General features: G+C 62.4%; 22 protein-coding genes and 2 pseudogenes. 18 read left to right on the forward strand and 6 right to left on the reverse strand.

What is annotated here, in order from left to right; translation table 11 throughout:
• The first annotated feature begins 6 nt into the window (after positions 1 to 6).
• The 4 genes from C7G61_RS17790 to C7G61_RS17805 all read left to right on the forward strand — a co-directional run bounded on the left by C7G61_RS17790 (position 7) and on the right by C7G61_RS17805 (position 3,188).
• On the forward strand, positions 7 to 336 hold the full coding sequence (locus tag C7G61_RS17790) for an XdhC family protein (RefSeq protein ID WP_025589337.1): 330 nt from the start codon (positions 7 to 9) through the stop codon (positions 334 to 336).
• On the forward strand, positions 333 to 1,037 hold the full coding sequence (locus tag C7G61_RS17795) for an XdhC family protein (RefSeq protein WP_108516544.1): 705 nt from the start codon (positions 333 to 335) through the stop codon (positions 1,035 to 1,037). Before C7G61_RS17790 ends, C7G61_RS17795 begins: the two co-directional genes overlap by 4 nt.
• A complete protein-coding gene (locus C7G61_RS17800; RefSeq protein ID WP_108516546.1) occupies positions 1,034 to 2,638 on the forward strand; it encodes an NTP transferase domain-containing protein in 1,605 nt (534 codons plus the stop codon). The genes C7G61_RS17795 and C7G61_RS17800 overlap by 4 nt, the downstream gene beginning before the upstream one ends.
• Positions 2,639 to 2,798: 160 nt before the next feature.
• Positions 2,799 to 3,188: a DUF4189 domain-containing protein gene (locus C7G61_RS17805; RefSeq protein ID WP_190241877.1), complete on the forward strand. Its 390-nt coding sequence runs from the start codon at positions 2,799 to 2,801 to the stop codon at positions 3,186 to 3,188.
• Between the two features lie 35 nt (positions 3,189 to 3,223).
• Here C7G61_RS17805 and C7G61_RS17810 read toward each other — a convergent pair whose 3' ends face one another.
• Positions 3,224 to 6,559 (reverse strand): adenylate/guanylate cyclase domain-containing protein, encoded by a 3,336-nt coding sequence (locus tag C7G61_RS17810; RefSeq protein ID WP_108516550.1) that lies wholly within the window; start codon positions 6,557 to 6,559, stop codon positions 3,224 to 3,226.
• A gap of 184 nt (positions 6,560 to 6,743) precedes the next feature.
• Between C7G61_RS17810 and C7G61_RS17815 the strand changes: the two genes are divergently transcribed.
• The 3 genes and pseudogenes from C7G61_RS17815 to C7G61_RS17825 all read left to right on the forward strand — a co-directional run.
• Positions 6,744 to 7,154 (forward strand): DUF2000 family protein, encoded by a 411-nt coding sequence (locus C7G61_RS17815; protein ID WP_108516552.1) that lies wholly within the window; start codon positions 6,744 to 6,746, stop codon positions 7,152 to 7,154.
• Positions 7,155 to 7,434: 280 nt separating this feature from the next.
• Complete coding sequence (locus C7G61_RS17820) at positions 7,435 to 8,301, forward strand: SMP-30/gluconolactonase/LRE family protein (protein ID WP_108516554.1); 867 nt, start codon at positions 7,435 to 7,437, stop codon at positions 8,299 to 8,301.
• Positions 8,302 to 8,375: 74 nt separating this feature from the next.
• A pseudogene (locus C7G61_RS17825) lies at positions 8,376 to 8,492 on the forward strand (DUF2000 domain-containing protein); the annotation flags it as partial.
• A gap of 64 nt (positions 8,493 to 8,556) precedes the next feature.
• Here C7G61_RS17825 and C7G61_RS17830 read toward each other — a convergent pair.
• Complete coding sequence (locus tag C7G61_RS17830) at positions 8,557 to 9,606, reverse strand: MBL fold metallo-hydrolase (protein ID WP_108516556.1); 1,050 nt, start codon at positions 9,604 to 9,606, stop codon at positions 8,557 to 8,559.
• A 130-nt stretch (positions 9,607 to 9,736) separates the two neighbouring features.
• Between C7G61_RS17830 and C7G61_RS47445 the strand changes: the two are divergent.
• The 5 genes and pseudogenes from C7G61_RS47445 to C7G61_RS17855 all read left to right on the forward strand — a co-directional run.
• Positions 9,737 to 9,826: pseudogene (locus tag C7G61_RS47445) on the forward strand (DUF2000 domain-containing protein); the annotation flags it as partial.
• A 118-nt stretch (positions 9,827 to 9,944) separates the two neighbouring features.
• Positions 9,945 to 10,418, forward strand: a complete 474-nt coding sequence (locus tag C7G61_RS17840; protein WP_244608338.1) for a GNAT family N-acetyltransferase — start codon at positions 9,945 to 9,947, stop codon at positions 10,416 to 10,418.
• A gap of 133 nt (positions 10,419 to 10,551) precedes the next feature.
• On the forward strand, positions 10,552 to 11,844 hold the full coding sequence (locus tag C7G61_RS17845) for a sulfite oxidase (protein WP_108516564.1): 1,293 nt from the start codon (positions 10,552 to 10,554) through the stop codon (positions 11,842 to 11,844).
• Positions 11,845 to 11,876: 32 nt separating this feature from the next.
• The gene (locus tag C7G61_RS17850; protein WP_244608349.1) at positions 11,877 to 12,191 is read left to right on the forward strand and encodes a hypothetical protein; all 315 of its coding nucleotides are present in this window, start codon (positions 11,877 to 11,879) and stop codon (positions 12,189 to 12,191) included.
• 82 nt (positions 12,192 to 12,273) lie between these two features.
• On the forward strand, positions 12,274 to 12,495 hold the full coding sequence (locus tag C7G61_RS17855) for a hypothetical protein (protein ID WP_108516569.1): 222 nt from the start codon (positions 12,274 to 12,276) through the stop codon (positions 12,493 to 12,495).
• A gap of 135 nt (positions 12,496 to 12,630) precedes the next feature.
• Here C7G61_RS17855 and C7G61_RS17860 read toward each other — a convergent pair whose 3' ends face one another.
• Both C7G61_RS17860 and C7G61_RS17870 read right to left on the reverse strand, forming a co-directional pair.
• Complete coding sequence (locus C7G61_RS17860; RefSeq protein WP_108516571.1) at positions 12,631 to 12,855, reverse strand: dodecin; 225 nt, start codon at positions 12,853 to 12,855, stop codon at positions 12,631 to 12,633.
• Positions 12,856 to 13,142: 287 nt separating this feature from the next.
• The gene (locus C7G61_RS17870; RefSeq protein ID WP_108516576.1) at positions 13,143 to 14,096 is read right to left on the reverse strand and encodes a cyclase family protein; all 954 of its coding nucleotides are present in this window, start codon (positions 14,094 to 14,096) and stop codon (positions 13,143 to 13,145) included.
• A 274-nt stretch (positions 14,097 to 14,370) separates the two neighbouring features.
• On the opposite strand from C7G61_RS17870, the gene C7G61_RS17875 reads away from it, so the two are divergent.
• Both C7G61_RS17875 and C7G61_RS17880 read left to right on the forward strand, forming a co-directional pair.
• Positions 14,371 to 15,459, forward strand: a complete 1,089-nt coding sequence (locus tag C7G61_RS17875) for a TRAP transporter substrate-binding protein (protein WP_108516578.1) — start codon at positions 14,371 to 14,373, stop codon at positions 15,457 to 15,459.
• A gap of 37 nt (positions 15,460 to 15,496) precedes the next feature.
• Positions 15,497 to 15,937 (forward strand): hypothetical protein, encoded by a 441-nt coding sequence (locus C7G61_RS17880; protein WP_145963640.1) that lies wholly within the window; start codon positions 15,497 to 15,499, stop codon positions 15,935 to 15,937.
• A 181-nt stretch (positions 15,938 to 16,118) separates the two neighbouring features.
• On the opposite strand, the gene C7G61_RS17885 is transcribed toward C7G61_RS17880, so the two are convergent.
• Both C7G61_RS17885 and C7G61_RS17890 read right to left on the reverse strand, forming a co-directional pair.
• Positions 16,119 to 16,430: a hypothetical protein gene (locus C7G61_RS17885; RefSeq protein WP_108516583.1), complete on the reverse strand. Its 312-nt coding sequence runs from the start codon at positions 16,428 to 16,430 to the stop codon at positions 16,119 to 16,121.
• A gap of 232 nt (positions 16,431 to 16,662) precedes the next feature.
• Positions 16,663 to 17,034: a nuclear transport factor 2 family protein gene (locus C7G61_RS17890; RefSeq protein ID WP_108516923.1), complete on the reverse strand. Its 372-nt coding sequence runs from the start codon at positions 17,032 to 17,034 to the stop codon at positions 16,663 to 16,665.
• A gap of 616 nt (positions 17,035 to 17,650) precedes the next feature.
• Between C7G61_RS17890 and C7G61_RS17895 the strand changes: the two genes are divergently transcribed.
• Genes C7G61_RS17895 through C7G61_RS17910 form a run of 4 tightly spaced genes read left to right on the forward strand, consistent with a single transcriptional unit; the run spans position 17,651 to position 21,247 of the window.
• Positions 17,651 to 18,361 carry a TetR/AcrR family transcriptional regulator gene (locus C7G61_RS17895; protein WP_108516585.1) on the forward strand — a complete coding sequence of 237 codons (711 nt, stop codon included), beginning with the start codon at positions 17,651 to 17,653 and terminating at the stop codon, positions 18,359 to 18,361.
• Positions 18,358 to 19,143: an HlyD family secretion protein gene (locus C7G61_RS17900; RefSeq protein WP_108516587.1), complete on the forward strand. Its 786-nt coding sequence runs from the start codon at positions 18,358 to 18,360 to the stop codon at positions 19,141 to 19,143. The genes C7G61_RS17895 and C7G61_RS17900 overlap by 4 nt, the downstream gene beginning before the upstream one ends.
• Entirely contained in the window at positions 19,140 to 20,084 is a 945-nt protein-coding gene (locus C7G61_RS17905; protein ID WP_108516590.1) for an ABC transporter ATP-binding protein, read from the forward strand. Before C7G61_RS17900 ends, C7G61_RS17905 begins: the two co-directional genes overlap by 4 nt.
• Complete coding sequence (locus tag C7G61_RS17910) at positions 20,081 to 21,247, forward strand: ABC transporter permease (protein WP_108516592.1); 1,167 nt, start codon at positions 20,081 to 20,083, stop codon at positions 21,245 to 21,247. The genes C7G61_RS17905 and C7G61_RS17910 overlap by 4 nt, the downstream gene beginning before the upstream one ends.
• The last annotated feature ends 36 nt before the right edge of the window (positions 21,248 to 21,283 follow it).

Here is a 21,283-nt window from a genome sequence, read left to right on the forward strand (position 1 = left end):
CCCCACATGCTCAACCGCGACGAAGACATTCTGCAGGCCGCCGAGAACTGGCAGAAGGCGGGCCACGGCGTGGCGCTGGCGACCGTGGTCGAGACCTGGGGCTCGGCGCCCCGGCCGGCCGGCTCCAGCCTCGTCATCAACGATGACGGCACGTTTCTGGGCTCCGTCTCCGGCGGCTGCGTCGAGGGCGCGGTCGTCACCGAGGCGCTGGACGTGATCGCCAGCGGCAAGCCAAAAATGCTGGAATTCGGCGTCGCCGACGAGACCGCCTGGAATGTCGGCCTGTCCTGCGGCGGCACCATCCGCGTTTTCGTCGAGAAGGTGGGCCAGTCGTGAAACTCGAAACCCTGACAGAGGTCAATGCCGAGCGCGCCGCGCGCCGGCCGGTCATCGTGGTCACCGATACCGCCAATGGCGAGCAGCGGCTGGTGAAGGCCAAGGACATCGCCGTCGATCCGCTGGGCGCTGAACTTGCCAAGCAGCTCCGCATGGGCAAGAGCGGCATGATCGAGAGCGGCGGCAAGAAGCTCTTCCTCAACGTCTACGCGCCGACCGCACGCCTCGTCATCGTCGGCGCGGTTCATATCAGCCAAGCCTTGGCGCCGCTGGCACGTTCGCTCGACTATGACGTGACGGTGGTCGATCCGCGCACGGCCTTCGCGAGCCCCGAGCGTTTTCCCGACGTGCCGCTGATCGCGGAGTGGCCCGACGTGGCGCTGCCGCCGCTCAATATCGATCATTACACGGCGTTCGTCGCGCTGACGCACGATCCCAAGATCGACGATCCGGCGCTGCTGCATGCCTTTGAACGCGACTGTTTCTATATTGGTGCGCTGGGTTCGCGAAAGACCCATGCCAAGCGCGCCGAGCGGCTGAAGGCGCAGGGCGCATCGGACGCCGATATCGCGCGCATCCATGCGCCGATCGGGCTTTCGATCGGCGCGGTATCGCCGTCGGAGATCGCGGTCGCGATCATGGCCGAGATCACCGCCGAGCTGCGGTTGCCGAAGGAAACCGCGAAGGTACAGGCAGCATGAAGTTCGGTCCCGCCAGTCCGGAAGACGCGATTGGCGGCGTCACCGTGCATACGCTGCGGCAGGGGTCGCTGGTGCTCAAAAAAGGCACCACGATCGGCCCCACTGAGGTTGAGGCGCTCAACAAGGCCGGCGTCAAGGAAATCGTCGTGGTGCGGCTGGAGGCGGGCGACGTCTCCGAAGACGAAGCCGCGGCCAGCATTGCGCAGGCCGTTGCCGGCGAGGGCGTCAATGTCGAGCGCGCCTTTACCGGCCGCTCCAATCTGTTCGCCGCACAGGCTGGCGTGCTGGTGGTCGATCGCGCCGCGGTCGACCGCATCAACGGTGTCGACGAAGCCATCACCTTTGCAACGCTCGCGGCTTTCAAGCCGGTGGTCGAAGGCGAGATGATCGCAACGGTCAAACTCATTCCGTTCGGCGTCGAAGCGAAACTGCGCGATGCCGCCGTTGATGTCGCGGGAAAGGGCACACTGCGGATTGCGCCTTATGTCATCAAGAAGGTCGGCGTGGTTTCGACCCTGTTGCCGGGGCTTTCGCCAAAGGTGATCGACAAGACCCTGCGGGTGACGGCGGAGCGGCTGGCGCCCGCCGGTGCCAGCATCATTGCCGAGCGCCGCGTGCCGCACGATGAGGCTGATCTCGCGGCATCGATCAAGGAATTGCTAGGCCTCGGCGCTGAGCTGGTGATCGTGTTCGGCGCCTCCGCGATCGCCGACCGCCGCGACGTGATCCCGGCCGCAATCACCGAAGTCGGCGGCGCGATCGAGCATTTCGGCATGCCGGTCGATCCCGGCAATTTGCTGCTGATCGGCAGCGCTGGCGGCGTGCCGGTATTGGGCGCGCCGGGCTGCGCGCGCTCGCCGGTCGAAAACGGCTTCGACTGGGTGCTGATGCGGCTTCTCGCCGGCTTGAAAGTCACGCGCGCGGAACTGACTGGCATGGGCGTCGGCGGCTTGTTGATGGAAATCGTCACGCGGCCGCAGCCGCGCACCGTTGCTGACCTCGAAGCCAACCGCAACGTCACGGCAATCGTGCTCGCCGCCGGTCGCTCGACGCGGATGGGCGGTCCCAACAAATTGCTGGCCGAAATCGACGGCAAGAAGCTGGTGCGGATCGTGGCCGAGCAGGCGCTGGCGTCGAAGGCGACCGAAATCATCGTCGTCACCGGCCATCAGGCCGATCTCGTCGAGCAAGCGCTGGCGGGCCTCAACGTAAAGTTCGTCCGCAATCCGGATTTCGCCGGTGGCCTGGCGTCCTCGGTCAAGGCCGGCATATCAGCGGTGCCGGAAAATGCCGACGGCGCCGTCGTCTGTCTCGGCGACATGCCGCTGATCTCCGCAAAACTGATCGACCAGTTGATCGAAACCTTCGCGCCGGACCGCGGCCATCTGATCGCGGTGCCCGTCAGCGACGGCCGCCGCGGCAATCCCGTGTTGTGGTCGCGGCGCTTCTTTAAAGAATTGATGACGCTGGACGGCGACGTCGGCGCCCGCCATCTGATCGCCAAGCACACTGAGGCCGTCGCCGAAGTCCCGGTCGATGGTCAGAGCGCGTTTCTCGATATCGACACGCCGCAGGCGCTGGAAGCCGCGCGGCGGGGTTGATTTGTAGGGTGGGCAAAGCGCAGCGTGCCCACCATCCTTTCACGATCGCGAAGAAGCGGTGGGCACGCTTCGCTTTGCCCACCCTACGAAGCTTCCGTTCACCAAGTTGAAACTCCCCGCGGCTAGATTCTTCCCCGTTACCTCGGGGGAGGGGCATTTGATCGTTTCGACCGTGGCGGCACAGCGCCGCGCGCTCTTTATCCTTGCGCTGACGCTGATACTGGGCATCTCGGGCTTCATCACCAGGGCATGGGCGGCCGGCGCCTTCGCCGTCGGCAAATGCGGCGCCTACGGCCAGGCCTATGACTATCCGGCCGAGGCCGCCGCGCGTGCCGCGGCGCTGAAACAGTGCAAGGGCAACTGCACCGCGCTCACCATGAATCGGGCCTGCGCCGCGCTCGCGGTCGACATGACCAATCCGTGCGGTCCCCACGGCTATGCCGTAAAACCCAAAATTTCGAGCTCGCTCAACGCCGCGACAAAGAAGTGCTACGAATTCGGCGGCAAGGAATGCGTCATCCGCGCCTGGGCCTGCGACGCCAAGGGGTGAGCTTGGCAAGCGCGGCGAAAATCAAGCCATGCCCCTCAGGTCAGTTCGTCGAGCAATGCCCTTGTGGCTCTTAGATCGGCGGTTTCGAAGCCCTCAGTGAAGGCGCCGAAAGCGGGCGTGAGTAGCGCGCAGGCATCACCGTGTCGCCCCTGATCATGCCAGAGGCGCGCCAGGTCGCGGGTGGCGCGGAGTTCGAGCGATCTGGCCCCTTGTGCGCGGGTTATCGCTATGGCCCGCGCAAAGCAGGCTTCGATCTCAGCGGCCGATGCACCTTGCACCTGCTTGAGCTCCCCCTCGATGCGGTCGAGCTCGCCCTCCCACATGTGTTCGTCGTTGGCCGCGACGAGGGCCTTCGCCTCGGCTATGACGCGCAGCCCCAATTCGGCCTGCCCAGCTCGCGCATAGGCCGCAGCGAGCATGCAGAGATACCGGGCTTGATACCACCCGACGCCGAGCGCTGCGCGATCGGCTGCATTCTGGCGCATGAGCGCGATACCGGCCTCGGTGGCGCCTTCTTGCACCATCGCCCAGCCGCGAAGAATCAGGCCATTGACGCGCCAGTAACCCAGGTTGTGCCGATCGGCCAGCCCAACGATCGCTTCTGCATGGGTTCGGACGCCCGGGACATCGCCGAGCAGTTCATCCAGGCCGGCCCCTGCGAAGTTGTGGACGTGCGCAGTGAGGTTCGCCTGATCCAACTCGGCCGCGCAGCGGAACGCCTCATTACTCGAACGGCGCGCCTGATCGGGTAATCCCAGGATCCAGAGGACCAGCGCAAGATAGGTGAGGGCCGAGACCTTCGGGTCATGAACGTAGTGCACCGGCTGCGATCGGTGCTGGCGCGCGTCGTATAGCTGCAGGATCGCCTCGAACTCGGACCGTGCCTTGAGAAACGCACCGGAGTGCATGGCCGTGATCCCGGCCAAGCGGTGGCTGGCAAGGCGAACCAGCGGATTCGGCAGGCGTTCGGATACATGCCGAGCCTCATCGGTCAGTCGCCGCATCGTTCGATGGTCGCCGCGTACGAAGTAATAGACGAACTCGCCGCTTAGCGTCGCGACGAGAGGCTCCGCCTCGCCGAGGCGCTCGCAGAGAACGCGTGCCCGGCTGTAGGCTGCGCCCGTTTGCGCTGCGGAATAGCCGTGCACGGCGATCAGGGGGGTGCCGATCGCGATCTGAAATTCGAGTTCCTTCCGATCCCGTTCGGGGCTTTCCGGAAGCACCTTCAATGCTTCCAATCCCCGGGTCAGATGCCGGATGGCTTCGAGATTGGCCGAGCGTTCGGCAGCTCGCTCGCCCGCTTTCAGCCAATAGCCGATGGCACGCTCGGTCTTGCGAGCTTCCGTCAAATGATGCGCCAGGAGTTCAGGCTCACGCGCGACCCGCTCGGGAAAGCGCCGCTCCACGACTTCGGCGATGCGCGCATGTAGCTGCTGCCGATCGCTGCGCAGAAGTGTGCTGTAGGCGGCATCCTGCACCAGAGCGTGCTTGAAGGTGTAAACGGACTCCGGCGGCGCTTCGTGTTGAAACACCAGTTCAGAAGCGACGAGCCGAGCCAGTTCGTTTTGCAGCTCCCGCTCGTTTTGGGTGGCGACGGCGCCGAGCAGCTCGTAGGAAAACTCGCGCCCGATGGCAGCTCCGGTCTGCGCTACCTGTTTGGCAGCTGGCCCGAGCCGATCGAGCCGCGCCAGGAGCGACGCGTGCAGTGTCGCGGGCAGGGCGAGCGCTGATGTGGATGCCCCTATGAGTGCGCCTTCTGCGTTGCCTCCGCCAGCGCGGGCCTCCAAAGCGGCTTTCGTCAACTCTTCGACAAAGAGCGGCACGCCGTCGGTGCGCGTGACGATCTGTTCCACCGTATCAGTGGGCAGAGCCTTGTTGCCAGCGACCCGCTGTACCAGCAGCGCACCCTGGCGCCGGTCCAGCCGGCTGAGTGCGATCATCGTCACGTGCGATCGTCCGCTCCAAGGCGGCGAAAACTCAGGGCGGAAGGTGATCAACTGGAGCACCGGCAGGCTTGCCACGCGATCTATTACACGATCCAGCAACTCACGCGAACTGGGGTCGATCCAGTGCATATCCTCGTAAATGATCAAGACCGGCTGGTGCTGGGTCAAGGCTACGAGTTGCCGGAGCAGCGCCTCGAACGTCTCCTCCTTCTTTCGCTGCGGATTGAGTTCGCATGGGGCGTACAGATCGTCGCTGGGAATGTTCAGCAATTCGGCAAGGAGGATCACGTCCGCGATTGGCGTCAAACTCTGTAAGAGCAGCGCCTCCAGCTTGTGGAGCCTGGCCCCGGGTGTGTCTTCCCGCTCAAACCCGGCGGCTCGTTCGAGCTGCACGATTGTCGGATGGAGAGCGCTGTTTTGGTGGTATGGCGAGCAGAAGTAGCGCAATCGCATGTGCGGCTCATCGAACAGGTGCTCTTCAAGCGCAACGCTCAGGCGCGACTTTCCAATGCCTGGCTCGCCCGTCAGCAACACGACCTGCCCTTCACCTTGCTTCGCCTGTGTCCAGTGCCGGAGCAGCCGCTGAATCTCCTCCTCGCGTCCGACGAGCGGGGCGAGCGCGGCGGCCGAATGCAAAGCCTCGAACCTGCTTTCGACTGCGCCTTCGCCTCGCACGCGCCACGCGGCCACTGGCGCGACGAAGCCTTTTAGCTCCACCTCGCCGAGTTCCTCGTACTCAAAGATCTCGCCTGTCAGCTTGCGCGTGCTTGCGGCGATTACGACGCTGCCTGGTTCCGCCAGGGCTTGCAGGCGCGCCGCGAGGTTGGGTGTCTCACCCACGACGCCGCGCTCCTGGGCTTCGCCCGCACCGACAAGATCCCCCACAACGACGAGGCCTGTGGCGATGCCCACCCGCACCTGAAGTCTCCCGCCCGGCGCAACCGGCACCGGCCGCGCGGTCGTCACAATTTCCAGACCCGCGCGAATCGCCCGCTCCGCGTCGTCCTCATGTGCCTGCGGGTAGCCGAAGTAGGCCAAGACACCATCGCCCATATACTTGGCGACGAAGCCATCGAAACGGTCCACAACCGTCTCAACGTCTTTGTGGTAGTCGCCGATCACCTCGCGCAGGTCTTCCGGATCGAGTCGTGACGCGAGCGCGGTTGAGCCGACAAGGTCGCAGAACATGACCGTGAGTTGCCGACGCTCGGCACCTTGGGACGTCGGCCTGGCGGGCGTGCCGACCGCTGACGATCGTTCCTGAAAAGCAGCACCGATCAAAGGAGCGCCACAGTTGCTGCAGTAACTATTGCCACTCGGATTCTCGCGGCCGCAGGCGCCACAACACTGTTGCAGCGGCGATCCACAGTTCCCGCAGAACCGGCTGCCATCCTGATTGGCGCTTCCGCAGCTCGGGCACTCCATGCTCGCCCTCCCGCTCGGAACGTCACAACAGTTTACACTAATATGCGTCTGGCGGCGAGCATCGTCAAAACTGGCGCGTACGCGTCGACCTCTCCCCTGGGGAGAGGTGCGACTTCCGCTGCGGAAATATTCAAGCTACGCTTGGCGCGAACAGTCCCAATCCCGTCATCGGCGCAAATCAATCATGCAATTCGACACCAAGATCGCGGTCATCATCCGGACCGACCTTGAAGCCTGGCAAAAACTCAACGTCGCTTCGTTCCTGGCCGGCGGCATTGCCGCAGCCTTTCCCGAATCTATCGGCGAGCCCTATGGCGACGGCTCCGGCACGAAATATCTGTCGCTGATCGGCCAGCCGATCCTGATCTACGGCGCCGACCGGCCGGCACTCACCCGCGCGCTCGAACGGGCGCTGGCGCGAAACGTCACGCCCGCGGTCTATACCGAGGACATGTTCAAGACCACGCATGACGCCGCCAACCGCGAGGTGGTCAGGGCGGTGATCCGCGCCGAGCTCAACCTGGTAGGCCTCGCGATGCGCGCCGAGCGCAAGGTGATCGACAAGATCGTCGACGGGCTGAAGTTTCACAGCTAGCGGGTGGAGCAAGCCTGAGCTGTTGGTCCGACATTGTGCCATGGCGGCCTCGTTGAAGGGGGACCTCAAAGCAGCCGCCGCGCTAACTGCTGAGTTGACTTGGTAAAATCAATCGTCGGACCGGACATCGTTGGTGCAGTGCTCGCCGCGCCAAACAGTCGAGCTCATCGCAAGACGCTGATCTGCCCGCCCAACCCGGCGCTGCAATTTAAGAGAAAAACCGAGGAACACTTGCCGTGACAGGCTTGTTCGTTCGTCGGGGCAGCACGAGGAGGCTACCATGAGGACACCTCAGCTCTCCGCATTAATGTTAGCTGTTCTTACCTTCAGCGCTGGCGCCGCGGAACCTCAGAAGCTGTGGGAGGCGAGTGGCTTCAAGAACCCCGAATCGGCAGTATTCGACCGGGCTGCGGGGGCCATCTATGTGTCGAACGTCAACGGCGATCCGATGAAAAAGGATGGCAACGGCTTTGTTTCAAAGCTCGGTTCGGATGGAAAGGTCGTAACAATCGAGTGGGTCAAGGGACTCGATAGTCCGACGGGGCTCGCGCTCGGCAATGGCAGGCTGTACGTCGCAGATGTGGACCGGATTGCGGAAATCGACCTCGCCAAGGGCGAAGTCCTGAACCGGTTCGAGGCACCCGGATCCAAGTTCTTGAACGACCTCGCGGCTGACAAGAGTGGACGGATTTACGCTTCCGATATGGTGTCAAACAGCATTTGGGTGCTCGACGGCGGCAAGCTGTCTCTGCTGACGCAGGATGACACGCTCGAAAATCCGAACGGGCTCCTCGTCGAGGACGGCCGGCTTGTGGTTGCGTCATGGGGCAAGATGGCGCCGGACTTCTCAACGAAGGTTCCCGGCCGCATGAAGGCGGTCGATCTGGCGACGAAGAAAGTGTCCGATCTGGGTAGCTCGACACCAGTCGGCAATCTCGACGGCGTCGAACCCGATGGCAAGGGCGGCTATCTTGCCACCGATTGGATGACCGGCGGGCTGTTCCGCATCGCGAGCAATGGCACAGCGACGCGCCTTCTTCCACTCGCGAAGGGGAGCGCCGACCTCGGGATGGGACCGGACGGGATTGTCATGATCCCGATGATGATGGAGGGCACTGTTGTGGCTTACAGAGTCGATACACGCTGAGAATACGAATGCGGCTGGCCTGAGCCGGGCGCGGCGCCTGATGAACTGCGACCCGACCCACGATAGTCGAGATCACCCATGACGCCGCCAACCGCGAGATGGTCAAGGGCGTGATTCGCGCCGAGCTCAATCTCGTCGGGATCGCGATGCGCGCCGAGCGCAAGGTGATCGACAAGATCGTGGACGGCTGAAGTTTTACACCGAGCAATATCGGGGGATCGTCACGTGTATCGACCGTTGCTCAGGTGGTCGCGTTCATAGGTGCGAAAGCCTCGTGCGTGGTTGCCGCGCGCGAAGGATGCCGAACGGGTCTTCCCGTTGGGCCAGCTTCCGATAGGTGGCCAGATCATCTTCCTGGAGCGCCGGTCCCTCGCCACGTCGCCCAACAGAGCCCACGCGTGGTCCCAACGACAGCGAGGTGCCAGCACCCGCATAAAGGTATCGGTCACCGTAAGCCCGCTTCAACGCCGAGAAGGTCGGCTCACCGGTGCAGTGGCCCGGGGCGATGTTCTCTACCTTGAACGTGTCCTTGAGCGCTGACACGGCTTTGGCAATGACCTCGTCTGATGCAACGACGAGGTGGAAGCCGCCGGCGATCAAGCGAATTCTGGGATTGATTGATGTCGCGGCCTCGACGATCTTTTCGATCCCGGGGTGCGCGCAGCCGACCACGAGCACGACGCCGTCCGCCGTGTTGACGGCGAGGGACAGCTCCTTCAGTTCCTTTGTGCCGGGGGCATCCGACACAAGTGCTATTAACGTGATGCCTGGGGCGATTTCCGTTGTCTTGTCGATCGGCTCGATATTGGCTCGCTGCCAGGCGGTGCCGAATTTCATGACTTCCGGCGGCTTGCCGTCGTAGTAGCGCATCTCCGGCGGCAAGGATTCGTCCTTTCGGTAGAAGCTCGATGGCAGCGACGAGCCATAAATTCCGAATCCTTCCCTGGGTGCGTAGATCTTCACCGTCGGATTCACGCTCAGAACATGGTTCAGGCCAGCCATGTGATCGGAGTGGCGGTGTGACAGCACCACGAAGTCGATGCTGGTGAGGTCGATGTTCTTCGCCTTGATGTTCGCTGCGAAGATGTCGGAGTCGTTGCCTGTGTCGAACAGGATTCGTTTGCCGGAGATTTCCACGAGCGCTGAGAAGCCCCAATCCTTTTTCATCGCCGTATCGGTGCCGAAAGCGTCGTAGAGGATTGTGATCTGGCCGGCGGGCTCAGCCGCCGCGATCCGCGTCGGAGCAACCGGGACGGCGGCGATGGCAAGAGCGGCCGCGAGAAACAAATTTGTGCGAAGTCCCATGGAAGTTCCTCCTCTTCGAGGCCCCCATTGCACCTGCTTGATCAGCGCATTGAAAATTACGCCCTGTTTCCGGAGGTGTCACTACAAATGGCGTCCACCCCAGCGTTGCTGCCATACAGCGCCTGCCGACCGTGCCCGGCTCAATCTGGTAGGCCTCGCCATGCGCGCCGGGCGCAAGGTGATTGACAAGATCGTCGACGGGCTGAAGTTTCACAGCTAGCGCGTGGGGCCGATAAATTCAAAACGGCCGGCCGACGCGGCTTTGAAGGCCTCGTGCAGGGATGTGAGCAGGGATGATCAGGAGGGCTGAGGAACGAGACGCGTCCAGTCTGGCTGCGGTGAGCATCGAAGTCTGGGTGAACACGTATCTCCGGGATGGCGTCAGTCCGTTATTCGCGGACTATGTGCTTTCGGAATTCACGGCGCAGAAGTTTCGTAACGCGATCGGCGATCCCGATCTGGCGATCTGGGTATCGGAGAACCGGACGGGAATTGATGGTTTCGTGACTGTTTGTTCGACGGCCGCGCCGCCGCAGGCCGATTGTTCGCCGCTGGAAATCACCACCCTGTATGTTCAACCGAGGCACCAGGCGGGCGGAAGGGGCGGCGCGCTGTTGCGTCATGCCCTGGACCACTGCCGGAACATGGGCGGCGAAAACGCCTGGCTGAAGGTCGAAGCCAAAAACCGCCGGGCCATCGGCTTCTATCTCCGGCATGGTTTTACCAGGATCGGCTCCACGGATTTTGTGATCGGCGATCAGGCTTACGAAAACCATGTGATGAGAACGAACCTTCGGCATCCCGTTGACTGACCTGCGACGGCGCGGGCTACGAACTCGCCATCTTGCGGCACGGCTGCAAAACGCAAATACTCCCCCTAGTTGGATTCCCGGAGGGGAGTTCGGCCAAGAAAGCCCGGGGGCGGGCAACAAGGGAGAAGACGTCATGGCGCGGGAAACCGGCGGCAGTGCGGCTGATGGCAATGGCTTCGATACCAGCCGGCGCAGATTTTTGGGCAGTTCAGGTCTTGTGGCGCTGGGCGCGGCAATCGGCGGCGGCCTGCCGCTGTCGCGCAACGGCATAGGCATTCCGGAGGCCCACGCGCAGGCCGCCGCGCCGGCCGCGGCCAAGGGACCGCAATATCTGAAATTCCCCGGCAAGCACGAAGGCCTCGTCGTGCTCGGCGAAAAGCCGCTGGTCGCCGAGACGCCGGAAAGCCTGCTCGACGACGACACCACGCCGATCGAAAAATTCTATATCCGCAACAACGGGCAGATCCCCGAGGAGACCAAGGATCCCGACGCCTGGAAGATTACCATCGACGGCGAGGTCAACAACAAGATCGAGATCACGCTCGGCGAACTGAAATCGAAATACAAGGCCGTGACGCGGCGCATGGTGCTGGAATGCGGCGGCAACGGCCGCGCGGGATTCTCGCCGCCGGCGCGCGGCAACCAGTGGACCAATGGCGGGGCAGGCTGCGCGGAATGGACCGGCGTGCCGCTCGCCGACCTGCTCAAGAAGGCCGGCCTCAAGCCATCAGCGAAATACACCGCGCATTATGCGGCCGACCTGCATCTGTCGGGCGACGCCAGCAAGCCGACCATCTCGCGCGGCGTGCGGCTGGAGAAGGCGATGGACCCGAACACGTTGATCGTATGGGCCATGAACGGCAAGCCGCTGCCGAACATTCATGGCGGGCCGGTGCGTTTGGTTGTGCCGGGCTGGGCGGGTTCGGCCTCGCAAAAATGGCTGACGCGCATCACCATCCGCGACAAGGAGCACGACGGCCCCGGCATGACGGAGTTTTCCTATCGGCTCGCGATCAAGCCGATGGTGCCCGGCGGCAAGGCCGATCCGGCGAATTTCCGCATTCTTGAGTCGATGCCGGTGCGCTCCATCATCACCAATCCCGCGAATGGCGCCAAGTTCGCCGCCGGCACCAAGGAGCTGAAACTGCGCGGCGCCTCCTGGGCCGGCGATCTCACCGTCAGGCAGGTGGATGTCTCGACCGATTTCGGCGCGAACTGGCAGCGCACCACGCTGGAAAAGCCGAAGAACAAATATGACTGGCAGCGCTGGACCGCGACCATCAAGCTGCCGAGCGACGGCTATTTCGAGATCTGGGCGCGCGCCACCGATTCCAGGGGCGCGATGCAGCCGCATCAGGCCGGCTTCTGGAATCCGCAAGGCTATGGCGGCAACGCCATGCACCGCATCGCCGTGCTGGTCGGATGATGCGGCGTTTTGCGTGGCTCGCTTTGGCCGGCATGCTCTTGATAGTGCCGGCCATGGCGCAAACGGGTTTCACGCCGCGCGACGAAAGCCCGGAGGAGTTCGCCGCGGGCGCCGGTCGCGACGAGACCTTCTACGCCTGTACCGCCTGCCACGGTTTTCGGCTGGTGGCGCAGCAGGGCATGACGCGCGCGCAGTGGGAGGATTCGATCAACCTGATGATCCGCCGCCACAACATGCCGCCGCTCGACGACAAGGACCGCGAAAGGGTGCTGACCTATCTCGAGACGGCCTATCCGCCGCGCGCGCCGGCGGGCCGGGGAGGCTGGGTGAACCCATTTGCGAAGTGAATGCCCGGATATCTGGCTATGCTCTTGACGCAGCCGCGCGCCAGGCCAGAATGGCTGGCAGCTTGCGCCGGGAGGCGGTCATATGAGGTTTTTGATTACTGCGCAGGATACGGCGGGAAACGTGACCCTCAACCGGGGGTCGGTTCCGGCTGCGTTGAAGAAAGCCGCGGAACTGATATCGGACGGCTGCTGGAACGTCGAAATCGTAACGCCCGATGGGGCCACCTATCAGCCCGGCGAGTTCGATCAGTTGAGGGACCGGGTTGGCGCCGCGGGCCCCGACAGGTCGCTGACGACGCAATAGCGGACATCTATTTTTCAGCGCTCTCAATGTCAGCTATTTGATGCGCGGGCACGCAAGTCCGTACCGAAACGTGCGTCGGTTTCTTGACGCACTCTGCTCGTCCTCACTCTGTTCGTCCTGCTGAGTTGCCAGGAATTACCCCTCCAGGGTAAATCCAACCCGCAGGGTGACCTGGTAATGGCGCACGGATCCATCCTCGATGTGGCCTCTCGTTTGTACCACTTCGAACCATTTCATGGAGCGAACGGTCTTTGATGCGCGGGTTATGGCGTTCTGAATGGCATCTTCGATGCTTTTCTCGGAGGATCCGACGAGGTCCAGGATCTTGTAAACGTGATCCTTCATTTCGGTGTTTGGCATGGCGAAGCTCCGTTGGAATGTCAGCGGGGCAATCTGGGTTCACCGCCTCCGCTGTGGCATTTGATCCGACTGTGAGCCAACTCCATGCCCTCATCCGAGTTCCGACGACTTAGTTATGATGGGCGAGGGCCACATGATGTGAAGTCCACTTCGGCTCTGGAACGGACACGCGCAACGGTCACGCGACGTCCGCTCGTTTCCAGAGCGGACGTCACGCTGCGCCTGGGCGTGATCGTGGTCTGCGATATCAGACAGCACCAAGCCTTGCCGAAATCGAAGAACCGCCGCTACCGCACCGCGATCGGCGACACCGTCGAGCCCGAGCCGCCCTGAATCTTGAGCGGCTGCATCACGAAGGCGAACTCGCCGACGCCCTTCTGCGCGAGCTCGTCGAGCTTGAGGTTCTCCAGCAAATGGATGCCGTTCACCACGAGCGCGACCTGGTGCACCGGAAGCGACAATTGCTTGTCGGGGTTGGGCGCGACCTCGACCGGCCAGTTGTCGGCGCCGAGCAGCATCGGGTCCTTTGCGGCAAGCCAGAGCGCGGCCGGCACGCCGATGCCCGGGCAGGATTTCACGTAGCGAGGATTGTCCTTGCCGTAGAGCTTGCCCCAGCCGGTGTGGATGATGACGGCGTCGCCGGGCTGCAGCGTCAGGTTTTGCTTCTTCAGGGCGCCCTCCAGATCGTCCACGGTGATTTCGTAATTGTCGCCAAGCATCTCGACGCCCTTGAAGCCCGCGACGTCGATCAGGACGCCGCGCGTGAACAGCGCGCCGACATTGTGGATACCGAACTTCTTGAAGCCGGTGCGATCGACGTTCTCGGCGACCTTCTGGCAATTGTACCAGCTGTTGAGATGGGTCTGGTGCGCAAAACCGTCGAACTGGGTGCCGACCTGGCCGAGCTCGGTGATGATGATCTCCTCGTTCGAGCCGCGCATGTTGGAGAACTCGTTCATGAACGTGCGCTTGGCGTGCACGTCGAAGCGCCGCGTTCCGAAGAACGCCATGCTGGGGCCGAGCACATGCGCGAGTTCGATCACCTCGCCGGTCTTGATCAGCTTGGCGGCGTTCATCACGGCCGCGGGCTTCTGGTGATTGCCCGAACCGCGCTCGTCGGCCGCGCCCCATTTCGACGGACAGCGCTGGCTTTCCTCCGGAACGGTCCAGGTCGGCGCTTGCGCGTAGGCGGCGGCGGAAAACGCAAGCGCGATCGCCGCACCCAATGTGAATGCTTTCATCTGTATCCTCCCAAGTGAGGCGCTCTGAGACGGCACCCCGGGGCAAATAATGCGGGTCTTATACAGGCGGTTTCAAGTCCGATCACGTGCCTGAGACGATGTGCCATCGAGGGTTGCATCGCGCAATGGCAGCAGGTCGCAAGGCTGCAGTGCACTAATTGGTCAGTTTCGCGCTTCCACGCACGTCTCGAAGTTCGTTATGATGAGGTCCGAATGGTCCCGGAAGGGCTTTGCCCCGGCCAATGGACCCGCAATTCAAGGGAGTGAGCCCATCATGAAACGCCGTACATTCCTCACAGGCGGCGCCGTGGCCGGCGCGACGACGCTGATTGCGGCGCCTGCGATCGCGCAAGCAGCGCCCGAGATCAAATGGCGCCTGACCTCGAGCTTTCCAAAGTCGCTCGATACCATTTTCGGCACCGCGCAGACCTTTGCGAAATACGTGGCTGACGCCACCGACAACAAGTTTCAGATCCAGACCTTTGCGGCGGGCGAGATCGTGCCCGGCCTGCAGGCGCTCGATGCCGTGAGCTCGGCGACCGTCGAGATGGCGCAAACGCCGCTCTATTTCTACATCGGCAAGGAGCCGGCGCTCACCTATGCGACCGGCGCGCCATTCGGCATGAACCATCGCCATCAGCATTCCTGGTGGACGTTCGGCGGCGGTGCTGAGCTCTGCAACGAGGCGCTGAAACCTTTCAAGACGCATGCGATCCTGTGCGGCAACTCCGGTACGCAAATGGGCGGCTGGTTCCGCAAAGAGATCAAGACACCAGATGATCTCACCGGCCTCAAGTTCCGCATCGCCGGCATGGGCGGCCATGTACTCGCCAAATTGGGCATCGTGCCGCAGCAGATCGCGGGCGGTGAGGTCTATTCGGCGCTCGAGAAGGGATCGATCGATGCCGCGGAGTTCGTCGGTCCCTATGATGATGAGAAGCTCGGCTTCTACAAGGTGGCGAAGTACTACTACTTCCCCGGCTGGTGGGAAGGCGGCGCCATGTTGCACATGATCGTCAACGAAGAGAAGTGGCATGCGCTTCCCAGGCAGTACCAGGCGGTCCTCAACCAGGCCGGTTCGGCCGCCGGCGCGTGGATGACCGAAAAATACGACAGCGTAAATCCTGCCGCCCTGAAGCGGCTTGTCGCCGGCGGGGCGGAGCTGCGCGCGTTCCCGCAACCGGTCATGGAGGCCTGCTACAAGGCAACGCAAGACCATCTGAACGAAATTGCCGAGAAGGGCGCGCTCTTCAAGAAGACCAAGGAGAGCCACGACGCGTATATGAAGGAAGTGCTGTTCTACACGCAGATCGCGGAAAACTATTACGACAACTTCCTGCTCAGCAAAATGCGCAAGGGCTGAAGCGCGCGTCATCGATGTCCGATCGCCGGGGGCCACCGTGAACAACATGCCGCGCGTTTCGGTGGCCGCCATATTCGCTCTGGTGGCGGCATGTGTCGTGACGTTGATATCGACGGCCGCGCTTGGGGCTTGCAAGACGACGCTGCACGGAGAACTCGTGGCGTATGATGATCCAAAGCGACTCTTTCCCGTCGTTCCTCAGAAGTGGCTATCTTTTTGGCTCGGTGAGATGGTGCAAGAGAACGGCCGCAGGGTGGAGAAGAACTTTCAGTCGTTCGGATTCCCGAATACCAAGACGACTTTTCCTATTCCATTCGCGCTAAATATCGATTCGCCAAAAGACTGCCCAGTGGAACTTAATCTATACGTGACCGGCTCCGACCACCTCGGCTTTCACTATGAATTTCCGCTGAACGGCTCGAAAAAAATCAACCTTGAGAAGTTTGAGAGCATTCGCGTTTTTCCGCCGAGTTTCTGAATGCATGAAAACTTTCAAGCATTTTCGTGCTGGCTCGGCGGCCTTTCAGATGTCCAGCAAATGTAGCCCGGATGAGCCAGCGGGTTGCGCGAATGCACGGGCCGTTGGCTCATCCGGCTACCTGCTGAAGTTTCACAGCCGGCGCGTGGACCGATAAATTCGGAGCGGCCGGCGATGAACCCTACATTCCAATAAATCCACGCAGCTTTTTGACCGTTTCAGCGGCGTCCTCGGCTTCCTCGGTCGTCAGGACGATGATCTCGCCAGTACGCTCGTGCAAGACGCTGTGATGGATGGCCGCGCCTGAAAGGCCGTCGACGTTCGACTTCACCGCGATGTCGTCGATATTGGAGAGCGGGAATTCGACGGGCTTTCTGTTCCACAGCAGTATTTTTTGCTGCAGCGTGGCCTTGCCGGAATCCTTGTCGAGCGTAAGCGTCGTTGAGCCTGCTTTCAAGACGAGCTTGCCCGGAGCTTCTTCGATACTAGCCATGGCAGGTCCCCTCGCTGGTTCCCTACATTCACATGTCAGATATCGGGTGATGCACCGATAGACGGTTGTATCGCCGGAAATTTTCGCAAGATTTACGGGCCGTGTCGAGCGGCAAATTGACGCCAGCGCCAGACGTACGGCGTTGGGCGGCTTCCGACATGGTCATCCGGCGACGGCTAGATCGCACCAGCAGACATTTGCCGGGACGTCGAATCAACCGGCTATCCCGGGCTCACTCGACGAGTTTCCAATATGAGTCTTTTCGAACCACTTTGCCGGCGCGGAAGGTGTAGAAGTCGCAACCTTGGACTTCCAGCTTCTTGCCATCCCGACCGGTGCCGGTGAGGCACCATTTCGAAATGCCGGTTTGAGATTCCGAATCCACGAAATGCTCGGCGTTCCCGTAATGGACGTCGGGCAGTCCTTCAAAACGCGCGGCCAGCCCTTGCCGCACATTCTGCTTGCCCTCAAACCGGGAGCCATACGGCTTATTCCCCCTTGGCATCTCCAGAACGCAATCATCAGCAAAGAAACTCATGATCCGATCCAGATCGTGTGCGTTAAACGCGTCACAGATCTCTATTAGCCTGGCTCGAATATCCATCTGCGCCTCGCTCGACTTCAACACACCTCTATTTCGGCAGGCTAACGCTTCATAACTTAGTCAATCACGTCATCCTGGCGCGGGCAACGCTTTGGGGCGAGGCCTCGGGCAACGTATTGGCTGTGAGTGCGCTCACCAGCGCGGGCAGCCGCGCTGGAAAAGCGCTGCGCGTAAAATCTAATTTGCTGAACAGATTCCCTGTCGCCCCAAATCAGTGGCTATTTCCGCGCTGTCCCGCCTCGACAAGAGGGGCGTATCGCGATCGTCACGAACGCGAGGCGGGATGCGGTGGACGCGAGCCGCGAGAATGCGAACGTGTATCTCAATGACGACTGAACCAGGAATCTTGTAGCCCGGATGGAGCGCAGCGAAATCCAGGGGCAGTGTCGATGCGGTCAAGGAATCCAGGATTGCGCTGCGCTCCATCCGGGCTACGTGGATGGGCCGTCGCATGCCGGATACCCCGCATGTGTGGGATATGACGATCCGTTGGCGACACGCAAAATCCTCAAGGCGGGCAGCGCGAGCGAGTTTCACCGGCGTCGGTCACGGCCATGTGAAGCCTGCTTTTTCATCTCGGATTGACAATGACTGACCAGTCAGTCATATTTTGAATATGACGGAAACGAGCAACAAGACGCCCAGGAAAACCGGCCCGAAACCCGCCAATCGCCGGGTCGGGGAGACGGCATCGGCCGCTCCGGCGCCGCCCAAGCCCGCCTCCAACCGCGCCGAACGCGCGGCCGAGCGGCGCGGGGCGATCATCGAGGCGGCGATGGACGAATTCATCGCGCGCGGGTTTGCCGCGACGCGGCTGGACGACGTCGCCAAGCGGGCCGGTGTCGCCAAGGGCACGATCTATCTGCACTTCAAGGACAAGGAATCGATGTTCGAGGAGCTGATCCGCACCGCCATCGTGCCGATGATCAACCGCCTCTGGAGCACGCCACCGCAGCCCGGGGCGTCGGTACGCGACATGGTGGAGGGCTTTGCCAAAACCTTCATCGAGGAGGTGGCGACCACGCGCCGCGGCGACCTCGTGCGGCTGATCGTGGCCGAAGGCCCGCGATTTCCTGAAGTGGCCGACTTCTACTACCGCGAAGTGGTGTCGCGAGGCCTCGGCGGCATGCGCGCGCTGATCGAGCTCGGCATCGCGCGCGGCGAGATCAAACAGAAAAACCTGGCGCGGTTTCCGCAAATCATGGTGGCGCCCGCGCTCATCGCCGTGATCTGGCAGAGCCTGTTCAGCAGACATGCGCCACTGGACGCCCTCGAAATGTTTCGGGTGCATCTCGATCTGATTTTTGGCGAACGGAGGACGACATGACTTCGTCGCGAACGATAACGATCCTGGCCGCGCTGGCGCTCGCCGCCGTGCTCACCGGCTGCACGGAGCGCAAGGACCCGGGATTTCAGGGCTGGGTCGAGGCCGACATGATCTTCGTCAGCCCGGATGAAAGCGGGCGCGTGACCAGGCTCAACGTGCGCGAGGGCGACGAGGTGAAGCCGGGCATGCAGCTCTATTCGGTCGACGACGATCTGCAGCAGGCCGACCTCAATCAGAACAAGGCCACGCTCGCCAACGCGCAGCAGACCTACGATCGCGCGTCGTCGTTGAGCAAGACCGGCTCCGGCACGCAGGCCAACCTGGATTCGGCGACCTCGGCGTTGCGGGTGGCGGAAGCCCGCGTCAACACCTCGCAGACCCGGCTGGCGCGGCGCAGCGGCTTTGCGCCGGTCGGCGGCACCATCCAGCAGATCTATTTCCGCGAAGGCGAAATGGTGCCGGAGCGGCGGCCGGTCTTGTCGATCATGCCGCCCGGCAACATGAAGCTGCGCTTCTTCGTGCCGGAAGCGGAATTGCCAAAGCTGTCGATCGGCGACGAAGTGAAGGTGACCTGCGACAATTGCGCGGCCGATCTCACGGCAAAGATCTATTTCATCGCGACGACCGCCGAGTACACCCCGCCGGTCATCTACAGCCTCGATGAGCGCAACAAGCTGGTCTACCTGATCCAGGCGCGGCCGAGCCGGCCTGATGTGCTGCGCGTCGGCCAGCCGATCAGCGTGTTTCTCAACCCTCGAACGCCAATGGCGGACAAGCGATGAGTCCGGCTCCCGCATCAGGCCCCGACATCGCCATCAACGTCGAGGGCCTGTCAAAATCATTCGGCGGCCGCGAGGTCGTGCATGACCTTTCGATGCAGGTGAAGCGCGGCTCGATCTACGGCTTCCTTGGGCCCAACGGCTCCGGCAAGACCACCACCATCCGCATGCTGTGCGGCCTGCTGACGCCGGATGCCGGCGAGGGCACCTGCCTCGGCTACGACATTCGCCGCGACGCCGACAAGATCAAGCGCCAGGTCGGCTACATGACGCAGCGCTTCAGCCTGTATCAGGATCTCTCGGTGCGCGAGAACCTCGAATTCGTCGCGCGGCTCTACGGCATGCGCGACGCGCGGGGGGCCGCACGCGACATGATCCAGCGGATCGGACTGAACGGCCGGGAGGAGCAACTGGCCGGCGAGCTTTCCGGCGGCTGGAAGCAACGGCTGGCGCTCGGCGCCTGCACGCTGCCCAATCCGCGATTGCTGCTGCTGGACGAGCCGACCGCCGGCGTCGATCCCAAGGCGCGGCGCGATTTCTGGAACGAGATCCACGCGCTCGCAGCCGACGGGCTGACGGTCTTGGTCTCGACCCATTACATGGACGAAGCCGAGCGCTGTCACGAGATCGCCTATATCGCCTATGGCCATTTGCTGGCGCACGGCACCGTGGACGAGGTGATCGCGAAATCGGCGCTGTCGACCTGGACGGTTTCCGGCGACGACCTCAACGGGCTTGCGACAGAGCTTGCCGGAAAGCCGGGCGTCGACATGGTGGCGCCGTTCGGCACCAGCCTGCACGTCTCGGGGCGTGACAAATCCGCGCTTGAGGCGACCATCGCTCCCTATCGCAATACGAGTGGATGGCACTGGCAGGATAGCGAGCCGTCGCTCGAAGACGTGTTCATCGATCTCATGACCCGCTCAAAGGACAATTTCCAATGAGTGCGACCGAAGCTGTTCATCCCGTGGACGAGGCGAGGGAGCCGGCCTTCGGCTTCTGGCGCCGCAGCTATGCGATGCTGGTGAAGGAATTCATCCAGCTCCGCCGCGACCGCGTCTCGTTCGCGATGATCGTGATGATCCCAGTGATGCAGCTATTGCTGTTCGGCTATGCCATCAACACCACGCCGCGCCATCTGCCGACAGCGGTATTGATCCAGGAGGACAGCGATCTGGCGCGCTCGGTGCTGAAGGCGATGGAGAATACCAGCTACTTCCGCTTCACCCGCGAAGTGCACAGCGTCGCCGAATTCGACGACCTGCTGCAGTCCGGCAAGGTGCTGTTTGGCGTGGAGATCCCGCGCGGCTTCGAACGTGCGGTGCGGCGCGGCGACAAGCCGGCGCTGCTGGTTGCGGCGGATGCGACCGATCCGGTCGCATCCGGCACGGCGCTCGGAACGCTCGGCGTCGTCGTGCAGACCGCGCTCGCGCACGACCTCCACATCGGCGATCCGCCCGCGATGCCTTTCGAGATCAGGGCGCATGCCCGCTATAATCCGGCCGCGGAATCGCGCCTCAATATCGTGCCGGGCCTCGTCGGCACCATCCTGACCATGACCATGCTGATCTTCACCGCGCTGTCGGTGACGCGCGAAATCGAACGCGGCACCATGGAAAGCCTGCTGTCGATGCCGATCAAGCCGGTGGAGGTGATGTTCGGCAAGATCATTCCCTACGTGATCGTCGGCTTCATCCAGGCAACACTGATTGTCAGCATCGGGGTCCTGCTGTTCGGGGTGCCGATCCTCGGCAGTGTTACACTACTCGCGGCGCTGACGACGCTGTTCATCACCACCAACCTGTCGATCGGCTACACCTTCTCCACCATCGTGCAGAACCAGTTGCAGGCGATGCAGATGTCGATGATGTTCTTCCTGCCCAGCATTCTGTTGTCCGGATTTATGTTTCCGTTCGCAGGCATGCCGGTCTGGGCGCAGTATCTCGGCGAGGCTCTGCCGCTGACCCACTACATCCGCATCGTCCGCGCCATCATGCTGAAGGGCGCCGCGCCTTCCAACCTGCAATACGATACGATTGCACTCATTGCACTGATGCTGATCGCGATGACGATCGCCGTAACACGCTTCCGTCGCACGCTCGATTGAGGCATATAGTCGATGTCAGTTGATCGACGTCATTCC

Origin of the sequence: Bradyrhizobium algeriense, assembly GCF_003062295.1 — a bacterium.
GTDB lineage: Bacteria > Pseudomonadota > Alphaproteobacteria > Rhizobiales > Xanthobacteraceae > Bradyrhizobium > Bradyrhizobium algeriense.